The organism is Nitratireductor sp. J20-h4, assembly GCF_056780505.1.
The window spans coordinates 102,627-119,352 of record NZ_CM165557.1; the positions used below are offsets into that span (position 1 = coordinate 102,627).

Sequence of the window (16,726 nt, forward strand, 5' to 3'; positions counted from 1 at the left end):
GACGAGCTGGCGCGGCGGTATGTGACACGCGGTCGAAAAAAATATCGGCGCCCCTCGCGACCGGGCGGCGCGCCCAATCAAAAATATCGGCGCGGCTTCATCACCGGCACGTCGAGGCGTCCCGGCGGGGTGTTCGCTTCCTTGCGGCGTTGCAGGTTGAAGCGCTGTCGTTTTTCTTCGAAGGCGCGCCGTTTCCGTTCGGCCTCCAGTAGCTGGCTCTCGACATGGCGACCTTCCTGGTCGAGTCGCTGCCGCTCGGCCCTGATCTGCGCGTCGCCGTCGACGGCGAGCGCGGGTCCCGCGCCGCCGCCCGCCAGGACCGCCGCGACCAGCGCGGTTGCCAGGAATGCCGGGATCCGCAATGTGGCCATCCGTCGGATATGGATCATCCCATGCATATAGGTCGCTGGCGGGGCGTCGCCAGCCGGTGCGCTCGGCCGCCGGCGACCAAGGGAATGCGCGCGGTCCGTCTGCCGCTCAGCCTGACCGAGTAAAAGAAAGCGGGGCCGAGGGCCCGCTTTCCATGGCGGTGACGTGAGAACCGGCCGCTGACAAGCCGTTGCGCGCGGCGTCGAGCCAGCCGACGCCCTTGACCTTGAGCCGGTCGGCGACGATATCGGCGACCGTCATGTGCGGGCAAAGCGCGAAGTGCCGGAACACCATGGCGATCTTGGCGCGGCGCACCTAGCGCAGCGTCCTGCCGGCACGGTCTGCCACGTCGACGCCGTCGATCAGCATCCGTGGTGTTCATGTCGCCTGGTAGCACCGTTCTTTCCATCTGGCGGCGCCCAAACAGCACTGCCCGAAGCCAATACGCCACGATCGCGATCACATGCCGCTTGCCATGAAGGTCATATCAATCCGTCATGTGTGGTGACGAATCCAAGGCAGGCCGGGCGGCGCGATATCCCCACCGGCGGCATATCCCGTTTCCTCTTTCCGGGCGAAGAGGCGGGCCCTGTCGACCGGTCCGGCCAGGTGCGGACGCCCACAATGTCGCCCGCGCGCCATATTCCGGCTTTGCCTTTGCGCGTACCCCTGATAAATGCCCGCTATCATGAGAACACCCCTTTCCCGCATCCGCAATTTTTCGATCGTTGCGCATATCGACCACGGCAAGTCGACGCTCGCCGACCGGCTGATCCAGTCAACCGGCTCGCTCGAGCAGCGCGAGATGAAGGAGCAGGTGCTCGACGCCATGGACATCGAGCGCGAGCGCGGCATCACCATCAAGGCCAACACGGTCCGGCTCGAATACGACGCCGCCGACGGCGAGCATTACGTCTTGAACCTGATCGACACGCCCGGCCATGTCGATTTCGCCTACGAGGTCTCGCGATCGCTCGCCGCCTGCGAGGGCTCGCTGCTGGTCGTCGACGCCTCCCAGGGCGTGGAGGCGCAGACGCTGGCCAATGTCTATCAGGCGATCGACAACGACCACGAGATCGTCGTGGTGCTCAACAAGGTCGACCTGCCGGCCGCCGAGCCCGAGCGCATCAAGGCCCAGATTGAGGAGGTGATCGGCCTCGACGCCTCCGACGCGCTGGAGATATCGGCCAAGACCGGTCTCGGCATCGCCGAGGTGCTGGAGGCGATCGTCAAGCGCCTGCCGCCGCCGAAGGAGGGCGACGCGGCCGCACCCTTGAAAGCGATGCTGGTCGACAGCTGGTACGACGCCTATCTCGGCGTCATCGTTCTGGTGCGCGTCATCGACGGCGTGCTGAAAAAGGGCCAGCAGATCCGCATGATCGGCACCGACGCCAAATACCAGGTCGACCGCGTCGGCGTCATCACCCCCAAGCGCGTCATGGTCGACAGTCTCGGGCCCGGCGAGCTCGGCTTCATCACCGCCTCGATCAAGGAAGTGGCCGACACCCGCGTCGGCGACACCATCACCGAGGAAAAGCGCCCGACGGCCAAGCCGCTGCCCGGCTTCAAGCCGGCCCAGCCGGTGGTGTTTTGCGGCCTGTTCCCGGTCGACGCCGCCGATTTCGAGGACCTGCGCGCCGCCATGGGCAAGCTGCGCCTCAACGACGCCTCGTTCTCCTTCGAGATGGAGACCTCGGCCGCGCTCGGTTTCGGTTTCCGCTGCGGCTTCCTCGGCCTTTTGCATCTGGAGATCGTTCAGGAACGGCTCGAGCGCGAATTCGACCTCGACCTGATCGCCACCGCGCCCTCGGTCGTCTACCGGCTGAACCTGACCGGCGGCGAGGTGCGCGAGCTGCACAATCCCGCCGACATGCCCGACGTGGTCAGGATCGACCATATCGAGGAGCCGTGGATCCGCGCCACCATCCTCACACCGGACGACTATCTCGGCGCGATCCTGAAACTGTGCCAGGAGCGGCGCGGCATCCAGGTCGATCTCGCCTATGTCGGCTCGCGCGCCATGCTGACCTACGACCTGCCCTTGAACGAGGTGGTGTTCGATTTCTACGACCGGCTGAAATCGATCTCCAAGGGTTATGCCTCCTTCGACTATCAGTTGACCGATTATCGCGAGGGCGACCTGGTCAAGATGCAGATCCTCGTCAATGACGAGCCGGTCGACGCGCTGTCGATGCTGGTCCACCGCCAGGCGGCCGAAAAGCGCGGCCGCGTCATGTGCGAAAAGCTCAAGGAACTGATCCCCAAGCACATGTTCAAGATCCCGATCCAGGCCGCGATCGGCGGCAAGGTGATCGCCCGCGAGACCATTTCGGCGCTGAGGAAGGACGTCACCGCCAAATGTTACGGCGGCGACGTGACGCGCAAGCGCAAGCTTCTGGAAAAGCAGAAAGAGGGCAAGAAGCGCATGCGTCAGTTCGGCAAGGTCGAAATCCCCCAGGCAGCGTTCATCGAGGCGCTGAAGATGGGGGATTGAGCGGCCGGGCCGCAGGCCCGGCGTGACCACCTGGAGACCCCATTGTACCCGTGGCGCGTTCGAGGGCCGGTGTCCCCAGCGCGGCTGGCAAGGGCGCAGGTACATTCGCCGTGTCATAACGGAAGCTTACCGCCGTAGGACCCTGCTTGCCCGCCTGTGTCGCCGCAGACCGTTCCGAAATGACGCTTTGAGTTGCTTGCTTCCTCACCAATGTGAGGCGTCTTCGCTGCGGGGTAGGGGATGCGGTGAGTGGCAAGCTCCGTCAGCAGCCGACTTAGGCCGGCCAATGTCGCAAGCCGGACCTGCCGCAAGCAGCCGAAGCCGATCGTGAACGCCGGATAAACGGTGCTTCAGCCGCTGTTCAGCCGAACGCCGCCATTCTGTCTTCCGGGAGCCACAGCGTGATCCCGCCCGGAGGAGAACGGAGGAAACATCATGACCCGCCTGCTTAAGAGCACGAGTGCCGTGGCTCTGTTGGCCGTTTTTGCCGTCGGCAGCGCCCATGCCGGCGCCCGTATCGACAAGATCGGCATCGCCCGCTAGGGCATCGATTTGGCACCGGTCCATGTTCGCGCGACCCAGGACGGTTATGCCGGCTTCGCGAACAACAGCCATCGTTTCACCGTGCGCCTGTTCGCCAAGGGCCGGGGCAATAACAACATTCACCGCGTCGGCATCGGCAATCGCAACGGCATGGACCTGATCGAGGTTACCGCCGGCCGCTGGCATTATACGCAGCGCACGCCCGACGACGGCTGGGGCGTCTACAAGACCAGCCGCAGCTTCACCGCCGACATGAGGCAGGTCGACTGGGTGGTCACCCCCGGCAAATTGTGCCGCGACAATCTCGGCCAGCGCGTGCGCGCCGGCATGGCGCGTTCCCAGGTGCTGAGCCGAGAATGGACCTTGTCGGCCAAGGCGGTGTTGCGGTTCTACGCCGCCGCGTCCTCGCCGTCGAAAATCCGCAACGGCCGCGTCGCCGGCAATTCCGAACAGCGCATGGCGACGCTGTTCTATCCGGTCAAGGTCGTCTGCCGGGCGCGCTGAGCGCGGCAGGCGCCTATGATCGGCCTTTCGGCGCGCTGTTTGCGTCAGCGCAACGAGGCTTGCCGCGCGCCGTGCTCTGCTGCCTCATGGGAAGCCGTTCGCCGGGCCAGAGGCCGCGCGGCGGCGGCTTCGGCAGCAAACGGACGCGTAGAATGGCAAGATCCCCGCAAATCGATCCCGACATGAGCGTCGACGAGATCATGCGCCGCTGGCCGTCGACGATCGCCGTGATGATCCGCCACGGCATGCTGTGCGTGGGCTGCCCGATCGGCGGCTTCCACACCGTCACCGACGCCTGCCGCGAACACGACGTCGAGGAAGACCGGTTCGTGCGCGAGCTGGAGGCCGTCATGGGCGCGTGAGGCGCGGCACTGACCACGGGCGCGCCTTCGATCTCAATCCCGACGCCGGTGTTCGGCAACCAGCATCAGCCCGTGCGCGTCGGTCACCACCACTTTCTGGCGTCCGCTGCGCACCAGGCCGCGCTGTTCCCAGGCACTCAAAAGACGGCTCACCGTGTGCAGCGTGGTGCCGGTCATCTCGGCGATGTCCTGGCGGGTGATCGGAAAGTCGATCTCGATCCCGTCCGCCGTTTTGCGCCCGGCCTGCTTGACCAGCCGCAGAAGGGCGTGGGCGATGCGCTGCTCGACCTGTTCGGTCGACATTTCCATCACCTGCGCCTGGGTTTCCTGCAGCCGCGCGCCGATCGTCTGGTAGGCGCTGGCGCCGAAGGCGGGAAACAGCGTCTGCAGCTCCGCCCATTCGCGGTTCGGCCACGCCAGCGCCACGCAGTCGACCGCGGCGACAGCGCTGGCGGGAAAGGTGCTGCGGCCCATGGCGACCGCGATGCCGAACAATTCGCCCTCGTTGATGTAGCGCGCGATCACCTGGTGGCCTTCCGGCGAGGTGCGCACCACGCGGACATGGCCCGACAGCAGAAGAAAAAAGCTCTCCGCCTCCGCCCCTTGCGAAAAGATCTCGCTTCCCTTGGGGTGGCGGGCCGAGCGGGCATGCACAAGCACGCGCTCGAGCGCCTGGTCGGAAAGCCCGCGAAAGGTCTCAAGCCCCGCAATCAGTGTCCTGTCGAGTCCCGTCATGCCGACCCCATCTGTCCCGCGGCTTTTCTAGCGCGTGTTTGTCAAAGCGCAAACTCGCCTTGCGTCGGTTGGCGTATCTGCTTGGCAACGGTCGCGACAGACCGTCCACCTCCTAGGAAGAAAGGAAAGACGATGAAAAACCGGATTGCGATCATGGCTTTGGGCGCCGTCATGGCCATGGCCGGCGCGGCCGGCGCGGCCGAATACGAGGTCAAGATGCTCAACAAGGGTGAAAAGGGCGCCATGGTGTTCGAACCCGATTTCATACGCGCCGCGCCCGGCGACACGGTGCGCTTCGTGCCGACCGACAAGGGCCACAACGCCGAATCGGTCAAGGGCATGCTCCCCGAGGGGGCCGAGGCGTTCAAGGGCAAGTTCAACGAGGAAATCGTGATCACGCTCGACGAGCAAGGCGTCTACGGCATCAAATGCGCGCCGCACTACGCCATGGGCATGGTCGCGCTGATCGAGGTCGGCGAGCCGGCCAATCTCGACGAGGCCGGGGCGGTCAAGCATCCCGGCAAGGCCAAGACCGTGTTCGCCGAGCTGTTCGGTCTCACCGTCGCGGCCAAACAGGACTGATCCGGAAAAGCGCCTGTCGTCCCGGCGATAAGGCGGCGCGGCACGCGGGGCCCGCGTGCCGCGCCTTTTTGCGTTGACGATCCGCGCGCCGCAGGTGAGCGGAAGCGCAACCGTCTTGTTGGAGATAAGCGGACGCACATCCACCCGTGCCATGCTGGAAGGAGAAATCTGTCCGGGACTTCCGGTCGTTTGCGGCCGCGGCGCAATGGATCCCGGATCAGATCCGGGATGAGGCTGCGAGGGGCGGTTGGCGGTTATCAAGGGGCAGACCATCGCCGCGCCGTTGCGGACGTCGGCATCGCCATGCGCCCCGGCCGAAAAGGCGTCAGCCCTTGCGGGGCTTTGACAGGATCGGCCCGTAGCGCAGCGCAAACAGAAGGAAGGCCAGGCTCCAGAGCGCGCCGCCGGCCGTCAGCAGCGCCAGATAGTGAGTGTCGGCGAACGGGGCGGCGACGCGCAGCAGCGCGCCGGCGCTGACGGCGGCGTAGATCGCCAGCGTCCAGCCGTCGGCCTCGATCGCGCGTCCGGTATGGCCGAGGCTGGCGCGCGTCATCACCGCGAGCGTCATCGTGCCGACCGCGCCGGCCGTCAGCGCGTGGATCGCCGCGCTCGGCGGCAGGCCGGGGGCAAGGATCGCCGCGCCGAGCAGCAGCACCGCCGCCGCCAGCCAGCCATAACCCAGATGCAGCACCAGCACGATCGGCTCGCGTATGGCGAGATCGCCGCGCCAGCGCGCCAGCCGCACGGCCAGCAGCGTGCCGGCGAGCACCAGCAGGCCGCCGGTCGCCTGAAGATCGGGCAAGGCGACCCAGGCCGCGACGGCCGTAACGGTTGCCACCAGCGCCGCCTTGTCGACGATCCCGAACGAGGCCGGCAGTCGTCCGTCGCCGTTCCTGGCCAGCCAGTTGCGGGTGAAGCTCGGCACGATCCGCCCGCCGATCAGCGCAATCAGCACGGTCGCGACACCGAGCGCCAGCCGCAGGCCGGGCGCTGCGGCCGAGAGCTCGAAATTGCCGGTGTGATGCAGCCCGTTGGCAAGCGCGAACAGGGTCAGCATCGCGGCCACCGGCGCGTTGCGCCAGTTCCGGCCCGCCGTCACCTCGCGCCAGACAGCCGCTGCCAGCACGACGGGAAAGGCAAGGTCGGCCGCCATCGCGAGCAGCGGCTCGCCGACGGTCAGGTTGGCGGCGCGTCCGAGAAACCACAGCCCGACCAGGCCGGCGAGCGGCCCGCCGCTCAACGGCAGGCGGCCGGTCCAGTTGGGCACCGCCGTCAGCACGAAGCCGGCGATCACCGCGCCCAGATAGCCGAACAGCATCTCGTGCACGTGCCAGTCGAGCGCGGCAAACGGGCCGGCCGGCGACCATCCCGTGCGGAACATCCAAAGCCATGCCGGAATGGCCAGGCCGGCGTGCAGCGCCGCCAGCAGGAAAAACGGTCGAAAACCGTAATGCAGGATCGGCAATGTCGAGGGAACGCGCCCGCGTCCGTCGCGTCCGTCCTCGCCGCTGCTGCGCCGGCGCCGCAGCACCGAGCGGTCGGTCGGCCCGTGCTGTTCCAAAACCGTCATTGCGTCAGTCCCGGCCTCGCACGTGGCCGGCGCCGCGCGCACAGGCGCGCGGCCGCCGCGCCATGGGCGGCGAAATCGCCGATATCGTCGAACAGATCCGCGATCTCGGAAAAGGCCGTCGGGTCCGGCTCGTCCGGCTGCAGGGAATCGAGCTCGTCGAGCAGGGTCGTCACCAGCACGATTGCGTCGCGCATCTTGCGGGCGTCGCTCAGCGCCGCGGCACGGGTGGCGACGTCGTCCTCGGCGCAGATGCGCGCCAGGATCGCGTCGGCGCGGGCGCGGCAGCGGCAGTCGAGCTCGGCTTCCCGGAGCCCTTGCCGCAGGCGTTCAACGGCGGAACGTTCGCCCGCCAGCGCCTCTGGCGCGACGGGCGGTGTTTGCATCGGGCGTTTCGGCGTGACCATGGCAGCCTCCTTACGGGGTGGCCGGACGGCAAAACTGCCGCCGCGGCGGTGTGCTGCGCCGGCGGTTCGTCAACGCACCAGCGCCTGCAGGCGGGCAAACCAGCCCGGCGTGTCGTCGCGCACCAGCCGGAAGCCCAGATTGTCGGGCGGCGCGCCGACGGCGCAGCCGCCGCTTTTGCCGTCCCGCACGAAATCGGACATGTAGGTCCGGTGCCGGCCCTCGGCGACGTGCACGCCGCAATTTTCGGTCGTGTGCTCGATCGTTTCAAGCGCCGCATCGAGCTTCACGCGGCTGTAGCATGTCGACGTCCATTCCCAGACATTGCCGGCCATGTCCCGTACGCCGTGCGCGTTGGGGCCGTAATGGCCGCGCGGCTTGGGCTGCGGGTCAAGTTCGCGCCGCGCCGCGGCTTCTTCCTCGTAGCGGCGAATCCAGGCCACTGCGGGATTTTTCGGATCGTCGGCGACCGCGAACGGATCGCCGGCGAACCGCTCGCCGGCCGCGAACGCCCATTCGGCCGCGCTCGGTAGACGCCAGGTCTCACCGGTGGCTCGGGAATACCAGACGGCATAGGCCTCGGCGTCGAGATAGCTGACCCCCGTCACCGGAATGTCGGCCGCCTGCGCAGAATTTGTACCGTCGGCGGGACGGCACGCGCCCGCCGCCACGCATTCACCGTAGGCGGCGCGGCTGACCTGGTCGGCCATGATGTGCAAGGGGCGGTCGAAACGCACGCTGCGGCTGGGCGCCGCGGCCGGCCGGTCGTCTGCGAGGAATTCGCCGGGCAGGGGAAAGTCGATCGCGCCGGGAGCGATCGCCACCGTTTCCACGGCGCCAGGCACCGGTCCGGGCGTCGATCCGGCCCAGTCCACCAGACCGATCGCTGCCGGCACGGCCACCGCTGCGACGGCTCCGATGATGGCTTCGGCGACATGATGCGGCATGGCCTTTTCTCCCGAATGCCATGGCCCAGCGCTCGTGCCGGGCCATGGCGATTGGTTTTTTGCGCAGCGTCAGGTCAGTTGGTCGGGATCGGTCCCGGGGCCTCGACCTGCTTCATCAGATCGTCGTTCCACTCGCCGTCGACCACGAAATGGGCGGTTGCGCCGAGTTCGACGGCTTCGATCAGGTTGTGGTTCACATAGGCGTAGACGCCCGGCTGCAGGAATGTGTAGAGCGCAGCTCCCGCCGATCCGCCGCGGATGAACCAGGTTTCCAGGTTCTTGGCGGGCGGATTGTCGAACTTGCCTTCTTCCCAGACGAAGTCGCCATGGCCGCCGATCAGGTGTGGCCTTGTGTCCCGGTTGGCCTGGGAGTGGACGATCATCACGGTTTCGCCGACCTTCGAGCGCATGGCGTTGTCGCCGGTGAGCGCGCCCTTGGCGCCGTTGAAGACCACATGGGTGGGCACCAGCCCGCGCATCACCTCGACCGTGTCGGCGTAGGATTCGCCGGGGCTTTCGTAGCTCTTATAGGCCCCGGTCTCGTCGCGCGGCACGTAGAAGTCGTTTTCGCCGACATAGTAGATCTTGTCGTAGGTGACGCGCTCGCCCTTCTCGTTCTTCAGCCCGTCGCGCGGCAGCACCATGATGGTGCCGCTCATGCCGGACACCACGTGCCAGGGGATCATCGCGCCCTCGGGTGCGCAGTGATAGACGAAGGTGCCCGACCGGGTCGCCTTGAAGCGCAGCTTGACCTGCTCGCCGGGCATGATCAGCGTCAGCGCACCGCCGCCCAGCGCGCCCGTGGCGGCGTGGAAATCGATATTGTGCGGCAGGGAATTGCTGGCCGCGTTGATCAGCGTGAGCTCGACATAGTCGCCCTCATGCACCACCATCATCGGTCCGGGAATGGAGCCGTTGAAGGTCATGCCCTGCAGGGTCGTGCCCTCGTCGTCGATGACGACCGGCTTTTCCTCGATCGGCAGAACGAACTCGACCACTTTCGGCCCGCTTGTGGCGACCTGCTCATGCGCATGCACGAATGGCGGCGCGACCAGTGTGACCTTCTCGCGCGGCAAGGTGGCGATATCGGCTTCGCCTGTGCTGGCGACCGCCGTCAGCGGGGGCATCGCGGTCAGCGCCGCCGTGGCGGCCGCGCCCATCAGTGCCTGGCGTCGCGTGAACATTTTTCAATCTCCTTATGGAACTTCGGTGTTGATGACGAAAACATACCGGGACCGGCACGCGCGCTCTTTGTTCCCGCGCAAACAAGTGCGAGAAAGGCTCATTCGCGTCGGAATCGCCGATGCGGGAAGAGTGTTTTTCCATTTTGGAAAAAGTCTTTGATACCTATGACGAATTGACGCCTTCCGGCCCGGGGTGTTGAACGCGTTGACTTTCGCGCCACGCACTGCGCGGGGACCCTAACGGAGAAGGTTGATGAGCGAGCGCATCGAAATCGAGGGATTGAGGATTGACCGGCTGCTGCATGACTTCGTAGCCCGCGAGGCGCTGCCTGGCACCGGCGTCGACGCCGGTCACTTCTGGACGGCGCTGTCCAAGGTCGTGCACGAGCTGGCTCCGAAGAACCGGGCGCTCCTGGACAAGCGCGCGCGTCTGCAAGCCAAGATCGACGCATGGCACCGCGAAAACGGCGCACCCTCGGACCTCGGCGCCTACAAGGCCTTTCTCGAGGAGATCGGCTATCTTCTGCCCGAGGGTGGCGATTTTGCCGTCACCACGGCCAATGTCGATGCCGAGATCGCAACCATTGCCGGTCCGCAGCTCGTCGTGCCGATCACCAATGCGCGCTACGCGCTCAACGCGGCCAATGCGCGCTGGGGCTCACTCTACGACGCGTTGTACGGCACCGACGCGATTCCTGAGACCGACGGCGCAGAGAAGGGCGAGGGGTACAACCCCGTCCGCGGCGCCAGGGTCGTGGCCTGGGCGCGCAGCTTCCTCGACGACAGCGTGCCGCTTGCCGGCGCGCGCTGGGCCGACATCGGCGGTCTGAGCATCGAGGCTGGCATGCTGAAGGCGGGCGACACCGGGCTTGCAGAACCGGCTCAGTTCATAGGGTATCGCGGCGATCCGGCCGCCCCCTCGACCGTGTTGCTGCGCAAGAACGGTCTGCATATCGAGATTTCGGTCGATCGCTACCATCCGATCGGCAAGGACGATCCGGCCGGCATTTGCGACGTGGTGCTGGAATCGGCCGTCACCACCATCATGGATTGCGAGGACTCGGTTGCCACAGTCGACGCCGAGGACAAGGTTCTGGCCTATCGCAACTGGCTCGGCCTGATGAAGGGAGACCTGGCCGAGGAGGTGACCAAGGGCAAGACCTTCGTGCGCCGCCTCAAGGGCGACCGTGACTACACCGCGCCGGACGGCTCCGTCGTCTCGCTTCCCGGCCGCGCGCTGATGCTGGTCAGGAATGTCGGCCATCTGATGACCAATCCCGCGATCCTCGACCGCGACGGGGCCGAGGTGCCCGAAGGCATCATGGATGCCATGATCACGGGCATGATCGCGCTGCACGACGTCGGGGCGGATGGGCGCCGGGCCAATTCGCGCGCCGGTTCGGTCTACATCGTCAAACCGAAAATGCACGGCCCCGAGGAGGTCGCCTTCGCCGCCGAGCTGTTCACCCGCGTTGAGGAAGCGCTCGGCATGGCCAAGAACACGCTGAAAATGGGTATCATGGACGAGGAGCGCCGGACCACGGTCAACCTCAAGGAAGCGATCCGCGCCGCGTCCGAACGTGTGGTGTTCATCAATACCGGCTTCCTCGACCGCACCGGCGACGAGATCCATACCTCGATGGAGGCCGGCCCGATGATCCGCAAGGGCGACATGAAACAGGCCGCCTGGATTTCGGCCTACGAAGCCTGGAACGTCGATATCGGGCTTGCATGCGGCCTGGCCGGCCACGCCCAGATCGGCAAGGGCATGTGGGCGATGCCCGACCGCATGGCGGAGATGCTGGAGCAGAAGATCGGCCATCCGAAGGCCGGCGCCAACACCGCCTGGGTGCCGTCTCCGACCGCCGCCACCCTGCACGCCACGCACTATCACAAGGTCGATGTCGCAGCGGTGCAGCAAGAATTGAAGAGCCGCCCGCGCGCCAGTCTGGACGACATCCTGTCGATTCCCGTCGCAACGCGGCCGAACTGGTCTGAAGACGACAAGCGCCAGGAACTGCGCAACAACGCCCAGGGGATTCTGGGGTATGTGGTGCGCTGGATCGATCAGGGCGTCGGCTGTTCCAAAGTGCCCGACATCAATGATGTCGGCCTGATGGAGGATCGCGCCACGCTGCGCATCTCGTCCCAGCACATGGCCAACTGGCTGCATCACGGCGTGGTCGGCGAGGACGAGGTGATGGCGGTGATGAAGGAGATGGCCGCGATCGTCGACCGCCAGAACGCCGACGATCCGCTCTACAGGCCGATGGCGCCGGATTTCGACAGCTCGATTGCGTTCCAGGCCGCCTGCGACCTCGTCTTCAAGGGGCGCGAACAGCCCAGCGGCTACACCGAACCGGTGCTCCATCGGCGCCGGCTTGAGCTCAAGGCGCGCCAAGCCGCCGGCTGAGGCGGGTTCCGCGGTCCGGATCGGGTTTCCAGCCGACGCGACGCGGCGCTTGTTTGCCGGCACGGTTTTGCCTATGCGGTAACCGCATGAAGGTCCTGGCCATCGACACCGCCGCCGAATTGTGTGCGGCCTGCGTCTTCGACGCCGGCGCAAGCCGGGAGCTCGGCCGTTCCGTGCGCGAGATCGGCAAGGGCCATGCCGAGGCGCTGATCCCGGTGATGGCCGGCGCGCTCGCCGCCGCCGGCTGTGACTATTCCGATTTGGGCGCGATCGCGGTGGCGGCCGGCCCCGGCTCGTTCACCGGCGTCAGGATCGGGGTTGCGGCCGCGCGCGGATTGGCGCTCGCGCTCGACATTCCCGCCACCGGCGTCACGACGTTGGCGGCTCTGGCCCACGACGCCCGCGGCGTCTTTCCCGGTCGGGCCTGCCTCTCGGTTCTCGACGCCAAGCGCGGCGAACTCTACGTCGCGCTCTATGACGCCGCGGGCGGCGAGATCGAGGCGCCGATGATCACCGACGCCGCGCGCGCGGCCGAGCTGGCGCGCGATCACAAAGCCGTCCTGACCGGTTCCGGCGCGGGGCTGGTCGGCGAAGCGGCAGGCGACCGTCTGGTCGAGATCGCCGGCGGCGGCCGCACGGCTGACATCCTCGCCTACGCGACCTGTGCCGTGGCCTCGGGATTTTCGGGACAGAAACCGAAGCCGGTCTATCTGCGCGGGGCCGACGCGCGGCCGCATTCCGGTTTCGCCGTGCCGCGCCGGGAGGGCTGATGCGCACGCCGTTCTCCCTGCGCGGCCGCAAACGCGAGTTCCTGACGGAACCGCTGCGGCACGCCGACGCGCCCGCGCTTTCGCACCTGCATGCGCAGGGCTTTTCGCGGCCGTGGAGCGACGGCGAGTTCGCCGCGCTTCTGGAGCAGGACACCGTGTTCGGTTTCGCAGCGCGCGAGGTCGGGCGCCCCCACGCCGCGCCGGGCGGTTTCGTTCTGGCCCGCCAGGCGGCGGGCGAGGGCGAGATCCTCACCATCATGGTCGCGCCGGGCCTCAGGCGCAGCGGCCTTGGCTGGATGCTCATGGATGCGGTGATGCGCGAACTCTATGCCCAGCGCGCCGAAGCGCTGTTTTTGGAGGTCGACGAGACCAATCGGGCCGCGATCGGTCTTTATCGCAAGCTGGGCTTTAGCCAGGTCGGCGCCCGTCCGGCCTATTACGAGCAACAGGCGGCGCCGCGGACGACCGCGCTTGTCATGCGCCGCGATCTTGGCTAGCGCGTCGCGCGGCGGGGAAGGGGAAACACCGCGACCATGATGGCTTCGATCCGGGCGGTTGCCGTGCTGAGTGTCCTGCTGCCGGCGACACTGGCCGCCGTGGGCGTCCAGATGATCGCCCTGCGTGTCGGCATTCCCGACCCCGACGTGGTGCCGGCCCGCTGGCACAGGCTGGTGCTGCGCCTGCTCGGCATCCGCGTCAGCGTCCACGGTGCGGCCGACATCCGCCGTCCGTTGCTGATTGCCTCCAATCACATTTCCTGGACCGACATTCCCGTTCTCGGCGCGATCATGCCGCTTGGTTTCGTCGCCAAGGCCGACATGGCCGGCTGGCCCGTCTTCGGCCTGCTCGCCAGGCTGCAGCGCACCGTATTCGTCGAACGCGACCGGGCCCGCACATCCGCCGTCCAGGCGGGCGCGCTGGGCGAGCGGCTCGCCACCGGCGACGTGATGGTGCTGTTTGCCGAGGGGACCACCTCCGACGGCAATTTCGTCGCCCCGTTCAAGAGCACGCTGTTTGCCGCCGCGCAGGCCGCGCTGGATGCACAGCACGATGATCGCGGCGACGGTGACCCGCACGTGACGATCCAGCCCGTTGCAGTCGCCTATACCCGCCTGCACGGCATGCCGATGGGCCGGTTCCATAGGCGCCACGCCTCATGGATTGGCGATGCAGAGCTGATACCGCATCTTTTTGCCCTGATCCGAGAGGGCGGCATCGATGTCGAGGTGCATTTCGGCGAGCCGGTCCGCTTCGAACCCGGCGACGATCGCAAGCGGGTGGCGCGGCACATGGAGGCCGAAATCCGCGCTCTGATGGTTCAGGCGCTGCGCAGGCCGGGCGCGTCGTCGCGCTGAGCCTCGTTGCGCCCGGTCAACTGGCCGAAGCTGTCGATCTTGGCCGGGCGACCGGTAAAATAACCCTGCACGAGGTCGCAGCCCTCGGCGATCAGAAAATCGAGCTGCTCCTTGCTCTCCACGCCCTCGGCGGCGACCTCCAGCCCGAGCGCGTGGCCGAGGCCGACGACCGAACGGATGATGGCCGCTGATTGTTCGACCCGGCCGAGGTTTTCGGTAAAGGAGCGGTCGATCTTGAGCGTGTTGAGCGGAAAGGCCTGCAGATAGGACAGCGAGGAATAGCCGGTCCCGAAATCGTCGAGCGCGATCCGCACGCCGATGTCGCGCAGTTTGCGTAGCATCGACATGGCCTGCTCGAAATCCTGGACCATGACGCCCTCGGTGATTTCGAGCTCGAGCCGGTCCGGTGCCAGGCCCGTTTCCTTCAGGATCGCCTGGACGGCGGCTGGCAGGTCGCCGCTGCGGAAATGGAGCGGCGACAGATTGACCGCCACCCGCAGCGGATTTTGCCACGACGCGGCCTCGCGACAGGCGCTGCGCAGGATCCACTCCGAAATTTCCACGATCGTGCCGTCGTCCTCCGCGAGCGGGATGAAGTTGACCGGTGCGATCATGCCGCGCTCGGGATGGTTCCATCGCACCAGCGCTTCGAAGGCCACGGCCGTCCCGTCGGCGGCAAGCTGCGGCTGGAAATGTAGGGATAGCGCGCCATCCCGGATTGCCTCGCGCAGTTCGCTCTTCAGCAGTTGGCGGTCACGCGCAGCCAGGTCTTCGTTGGGATCGAAGAACGCCAGCGGAGCTTCGCGCGTCTGCCGGGCGCGCAGCAGCGCGCCGGCGGCGTTGGCGAGCAAGGTCGAGGCGTCCCGTCCGTCGGCGGGAAAGAGCGCGCAGCCGATTGCAATTGTCGAGTGGGCCTCGCACGCCGCCTCCGCCCCCGCGGTGCCGGCCGAGCACAGGATTTCGGCGAAGCGGCGCAGGCGGTCGCGGCCGCCAGGCCTGGCCAGCACGAGGGCGAACGTGTCGGACGCGATGTGAAAGAGTGGCGTCTTGCCGACGGCTTTTTTCAGCCGCCGGGCGATGGCGCGGAGCGCTTCGTCGCCGGTGGCGTGGCCATACATATCGCTGATATGGGTGTGGCCGGTCACGTTGATGCGCATCACCGCGAAGGGCATGTCGCGGCCGGCGCGCCTGGCGAGGAGCTGATCCAGCGTCGTGTGGAACGCCGCCCGGTTGGGCAGGCCGGTCAGCGCGTCGTGGCGCGCCAGATGGGCCGCCTCCATCTCGGCGCGTTTGCGCGCGCTGATGTCGAGAAGCACGTTCACGGCTCCCACGATCTGACCGGACGGCCCCCGGATCGGCGTCGGGAACGGCGCAAACGGAATCCGTGTTCCGTCAGGCCGCTCGGCGATCGCCTCGGCGCCGCGCACGGCCCGGTTTTCCCGGAGCGCCAGCGCCATCGAACAGTCTTCACGCGCAAGCGGCGCGCCATCGGGGGTGTAGAGCCGTTCCGTGATGCACCAGCGATCGACGCCCACGACCGGCCTGCGGCCGGCGAAGGCCTCAGCCGCCTGGTTGAAATAGGTAATGAAACCGTCCGTATCGGTGGCGTAGACCGGCGCCGGCAGCGCATCGAGCATCGAGCGGACCCACATCTGGTCCGCGCCATCCAGCGGCAGATCCTGCGCTCTGCTGTTGCGCTGCGGGCCCGCCTCATGTGTGACGATGCGCGACAGCGCCGTCGCGATCTGTTCCGATGTGATCCCGAGCTTGCCCAGCGAAAGCGGCGATCCGGCAGGGACGATATCGTTCGGCGCAGCGGCTTGGCTGTTCACGAGCGCGCCACACCCGTTGCGCCGCCGGGCCGGGATGGGCCGGGTGCGGATATGGCCGTTTTCACGGGGCATATTCGGGTTCGTCGGCTCTGTGATCGCACGCCACGCGTCTCCGCATGTTCCTCTCGCCGGCACGGGTCACGACAGCCGACCATCAGTTTGAGAGCATATGTTAGGCGCAGAAGCTGAATCAATCTCTACCGCCGTATCCTGAAATCTCGGGTAGGACGACCGGCGCCAAAACCGGACTGCGTCGGGTCTCGGCCTCGCCTACAAGCGGCTGCCGATCACCATGCGGTTGCCTTCGGTGTCGCGGAATTCGGCGACGATGCGCCCCGGCTGCCACGGCGCCTCCTGCGGTTCGGTGATGATTTCGACGCCGCGTGTCCGCAATTTCTCGACAGTGGTCGCGACATCGTCGGCGACCAGCACCAGGACCGGGTCGGTGGACGGCGCATCGTCGTTGCGCCGGATGAAATGCAGCGTGGTTTCCGCGCCGGGAAACCGCAGCTCGATCCAGCGCCAGCCATTCGGCCCCATTGGCGCGTCCGCTGCGACCTCGCAGCCGAGAGTGTCGACATAAAACGCCTTGGCGCGCTCCTGATCGAAGACAGGCAGTTCGGCGAACTGGATATGCATGGCTGAGACTCCGCAGGGTAAGGTG

Annotated in this window: 17 protein-coding genes; 8 read left to right on the forward strand and 9 right to left on the reverse strand. The window is 66.9% G+C overall.

The genetic code is table 11. From position 1 onward, the window contains the following. Window positions 1-77 precede the first annotated feature (77 nt). Window positions 78-362: a hypothetical protein gene (locus tag ACT2B0_RS00540; RefSeq protein ID WP_473460452.1), complete on the reverse strand. Its 285-nt coding sequence runs from the start codon at window positions 360-362 to the stop codon at window positions 78-80. 115 nt (window positions 363-477) lie between these two features. After that, window positions 478-684, reverse strand: a complete 207-nt coding sequence (locus tag ACT2B0_RS00545; RefSeq protein WP_473460454.1) for a hypothetical protein — start codon at window positions 682-684, stop codon at window positions 478-480. 373 nt (window positions 685-1,057) lie between these two features. On the opposite strand from ACT2B0_RS00545, the gene lepA reads away from it, so the two are divergent. The 3 genes from lepA to ACT2B0_RS00560 all read left to right on the forward strand — a co-directional run bounded on the left by lepA (window position 1,058) and on the right by ACT2B0_RS00560 (window position 4,272). Further along, complete coding sequence (gene lepA / locus ACT2B0_RS00550) at window positions 1,058-2,863, forward strand: translation elongation factor 4 (RefSeq protein ID WP_156713144.1); 1,806 nt, start codon at window positions 1,058-1,060, stop codon at window positions 2,861-2,863. Window positions 2,864-3,415: 552 nt separating this feature from the next. Then, on the forward strand, window positions 3,416-3,910 hold the full coding sequence (locus ACT2B0_RS00555) for a hypothetical protein (protein ID WP_473460455.1): 495 nt from the start codon (window positions 3,416-3,418) through the stop codon (window positions 3,908-3,910). Between the two features lie 152 nt (window positions 3,911-4,062). Next, the gene (locus ACT2B0_RS00560; protein ID WP_473460457.1) at window positions 4,063-4,272 is read left to right on the forward strand and encodes a DUF1858 domain-containing protein; all 210 of its coding nucleotides are present in this window, start codon (window positions 4,063-4,065) and stop codon (window positions 4,270-4,272) included. Between the two features lie 33 nt (window positions 4,273-4,305). Here the strand turns inward: ACT2B0_RS00560 and ACT2B0_RS00565 are convergent, their stop codons facing one another. Beyond that, on the reverse strand, window positions 4,306-5,007 hold the full coding sequence (locus ACT2B0_RS00565) for a Crp/Fnr family transcriptional regulator (protein WP_473460459.1): 702 nt from the start codon (window positions 5,005-5,007) through the stop codon (window positions 4,306-4,308). Window positions 5,008-5,139: 132 nt separating this feature from the next. Here ACT2B0_RS00565 and ACT2B0_RS00570 point away from each other — a divergent pair, with 132 nt between their 5' ends. Beyond that, window positions 5,140-5,589 (forward strand): pseudoazurin, encoded by a 450-nt coding sequence (locus ACT2B0_RS00570; RefSeq protein ID WP_473460460.1) that lies wholly within the window; start codon window positions 5,140-5,142, stop codon window positions 5,587-5,589. Between the two features lie 325 nt (window positions 5,590-5,914). On the opposite strand, the gene ACT2B0_RS00575 is transcribed toward ACT2B0_RS00570, so the two are convergent. From ACT2B0_RS00575 to nirK, 4 genes are all read right to left on the reverse strand, one after another. Then, on the reverse strand, window positions 5,915-7,159 hold the full coding sequence (locus tag ACT2B0_RS00575; RefSeq protein ID WP_473460462.1) for an NnrS family protein: 1,245 nt from the start codon (window positions 7,157-7,159) through the stop codon (window positions 5,915-5,917). Next, window positions 7,156-7,563: a hypothetical protein gene (locus ACT2B0_RS00580; RefSeq protein ID WP_473460463.1), complete on the reverse strand. Its 408-nt coding sequence runs from the start codon at window positions 7,561-7,563 to the stop codon at window positions 7,156-7,158. Before ACT2B0_RS00580 ends, ACT2B0_RS00575 begins: the two co-directional genes overlap by 4 nt. Window positions 7,564-7,632: 69 nt before the next feature. Beyond that, window positions 7,633-8,508, reverse strand: coding sequence for an SUMF1/EgtB/PvdO family nonheme iron enzyme (locus ACT2B0_RS00585; RefSeq protein ID WP_473460465.1), 876 nt, complete (start codon window positions 8,506-8,508; stop codon window positions 7,633-7,635). A 74-nt stretch (window positions 8,509-8,582) separates the two neighbouring features. After that, window positions 8,583-9,692 (reverse strand): copper-containing nitrite reductase, encoded by a 1,110-nt coding sequence (gene nirK, locus ACT2B0_RS00590; protein ID WP_473460467.1) that lies wholly within the window; start codon window positions 9,690-9,692, stop codon window positions 8,583-8,585. Window positions 9,693-9,945: 253 nt separating this feature from the next. Here nirK and ACT2B0_RS00595 point away from each other — a divergent pair, with 253 nt between their 5' ends. The 4 genes from ACT2B0_RS00595 (at window position 9,946) to olsA (ending at window position 14,230) form a co-directional block, all read left to right on the forward strand. Next, on the forward strand, window positions 9,946-12,105 hold the full coding sequence (locus tag ACT2B0_RS00595) for a malate synthase G (protein WP_473460468.1): 2,160 nt from the start codon (window positions 9,946-9,948) through the stop codon (window positions 12,103-12,105). 86 nt (window positions 12,106-12,191) lie between these two features. Next, complete coding sequence (gene tsaB / locus ACT2B0_RS00600) at window positions 12,192-12,875, forward strand: tRNA (adenosine(37)-N6)-threonylcarbamoyltransferase complex dimerization subunit type 1 TsaB (protein ID WP_473460470.1); 684 nt, start codon at window positions 12,192-12,194, stop codon at window positions 12,873-12,875. Further along, a complete protein-coding gene (locus ACT2B0_RS00605) occupies window positions 12,875-13,372 on the forward strand; it encodes a GNAT family N-acetyltransferase (RefSeq protein WP_473460472.1) in 498 nt (165 codons plus the stop codon). Before tsaB ends, ACT2B0_RS00605 begins: the two co-directional genes overlap by 1 nt. A 36-nt stretch (window positions 13,373-13,408) precedes the next feature. Beyond that, window positions 13,409-14,230: a lyso-ornithine lipid O-acyltransferase gene (olsA, locus tag ACT2B0_RS00610; protein ID WP_473460473.1), complete on the forward strand. Its 822-nt coding sequence runs from the start codon at window positions 13,409-13,411 to the stop codon at window positions 14,228-14,230. On the opposite strand, the gene ACT2B0_RS00615 is transcribed toward olsA, so the two are convergent. Further along, window positions 14,194-16,062 (reverse strand): putative bifunctional diguanylate cyclase/phosphodiesterase, encoded by a 1,869-nt coding sequence (locus ACT2B0_RS00615; protein ID WP_473460475.1) that lies wholly within the window; start codon window positions 16,060-16,062, stop codon window positions 14,194-14,196. The genes olsA and ACT2B0_RS00615 overlap by 37 nt on opposite strands. 270 nt (window positions 16,063-16,332) lie before the next feature. Further along, window positions 16,333-16,701, reverse strand: a complete 369-nt coding sequence (locus tag ACT2B0_RS00620; RefSeq protein ID WP_473460477.1) for a VOC family protein — start codon at window positions 16,699-16,701, stop codon at window positions 16,333-16,335. Window positions 16,702-16,726: the final 25 nt, after the last annotated feature.

Coding starts and splice junctions, on each gene's coding strand:
- lepA (WP_156713144.1), top strand. CDS start 1,058: ATGAGAACACCCCTTTCCCGCATCCGCAATTTTTCGATCGTTGCGCAT.
- ACT2B0_RS00560 (WP_473460457.1), top strand. CDS start 4,063: ATGGCAAGATCCCCGCAAATCGATCCCGACATGAGCGTCGACGAGATC.
- ACT2B0_RS00565 (WP_473460459.1), bottom strand. CDS start 5,007: ATGACGGGACTCGACAGGACACTGATTGCGGGGCTTGAGACCTTTCGC.
- ACT2B0_RS00570 (WP_473460460.1), top strand. CDS start 5,140: ATGAAAAACCGGATTGCGATCATGGCTTTGGGCGCCGTCATGGCCATG.
- ACT2B0_RS00575 (WP_473460462.1), bottom strand. CDS start 7,159: ATGACGGTTTTGGAACAGCACGGGCCGACCGACCGCTCGGTGCTGCGG.
- ACT2B0_RS00580 (WP_473460463.1), bottom strand. CDS start 7,563: ATGGTCACGCCGAAACGCCCGATGCAAACACCGCCCGTCGCGCCAGAG.
- ACT2B0_RS00585 (WP_473460465.1), bottom strand. CDS start 8,508: ATGCCGCATCATGTCGCCGAAGCCATCATCGGAGCCGTCGCAGCGGTG.
- nirK (WP_473460467.1), bottom strand. CDS start 9,692: ATGTTCACGCGACGCCAGGCACTGATGGGCGCGGCCGCCACGGCGGCG.
- ACT2B0_RS00595 (WP_473460468.1), top strand. CDS start 9,946: ATGAGCGAGCGCATCGAAATCGAGGGATTGAGGATTGACCGGCTGCTG.
- tsaB (WP_473460470.1), top strand. CDS start 12,192: ATGAAGGTCCTGGCCATCGACACCGCCGCCGAATTGTGTGCGGCCTGC.
- ACT2B0_RS00605 (WP_473460472.1), top strand. CDS start 12,875: ATGCGCACGCCGTTCTCCCTGCGCGGCCGCAAACGCGAGTTCCTGACG.
- olsA (WP_473460473.1), top strand. CDS start 13,409: ATGATGGCTTCGATCCGGGCGGTTGCCGTGCTGAGTGTCCTGCTGCCG.
- ACT2B0_RS00620 (WP_473460477.1), bottom strand. CDS start 16,701: ATGCATATCCAGTTCGCCGAACTGCCTGTCTTCGATCAGGAGCGCGCC.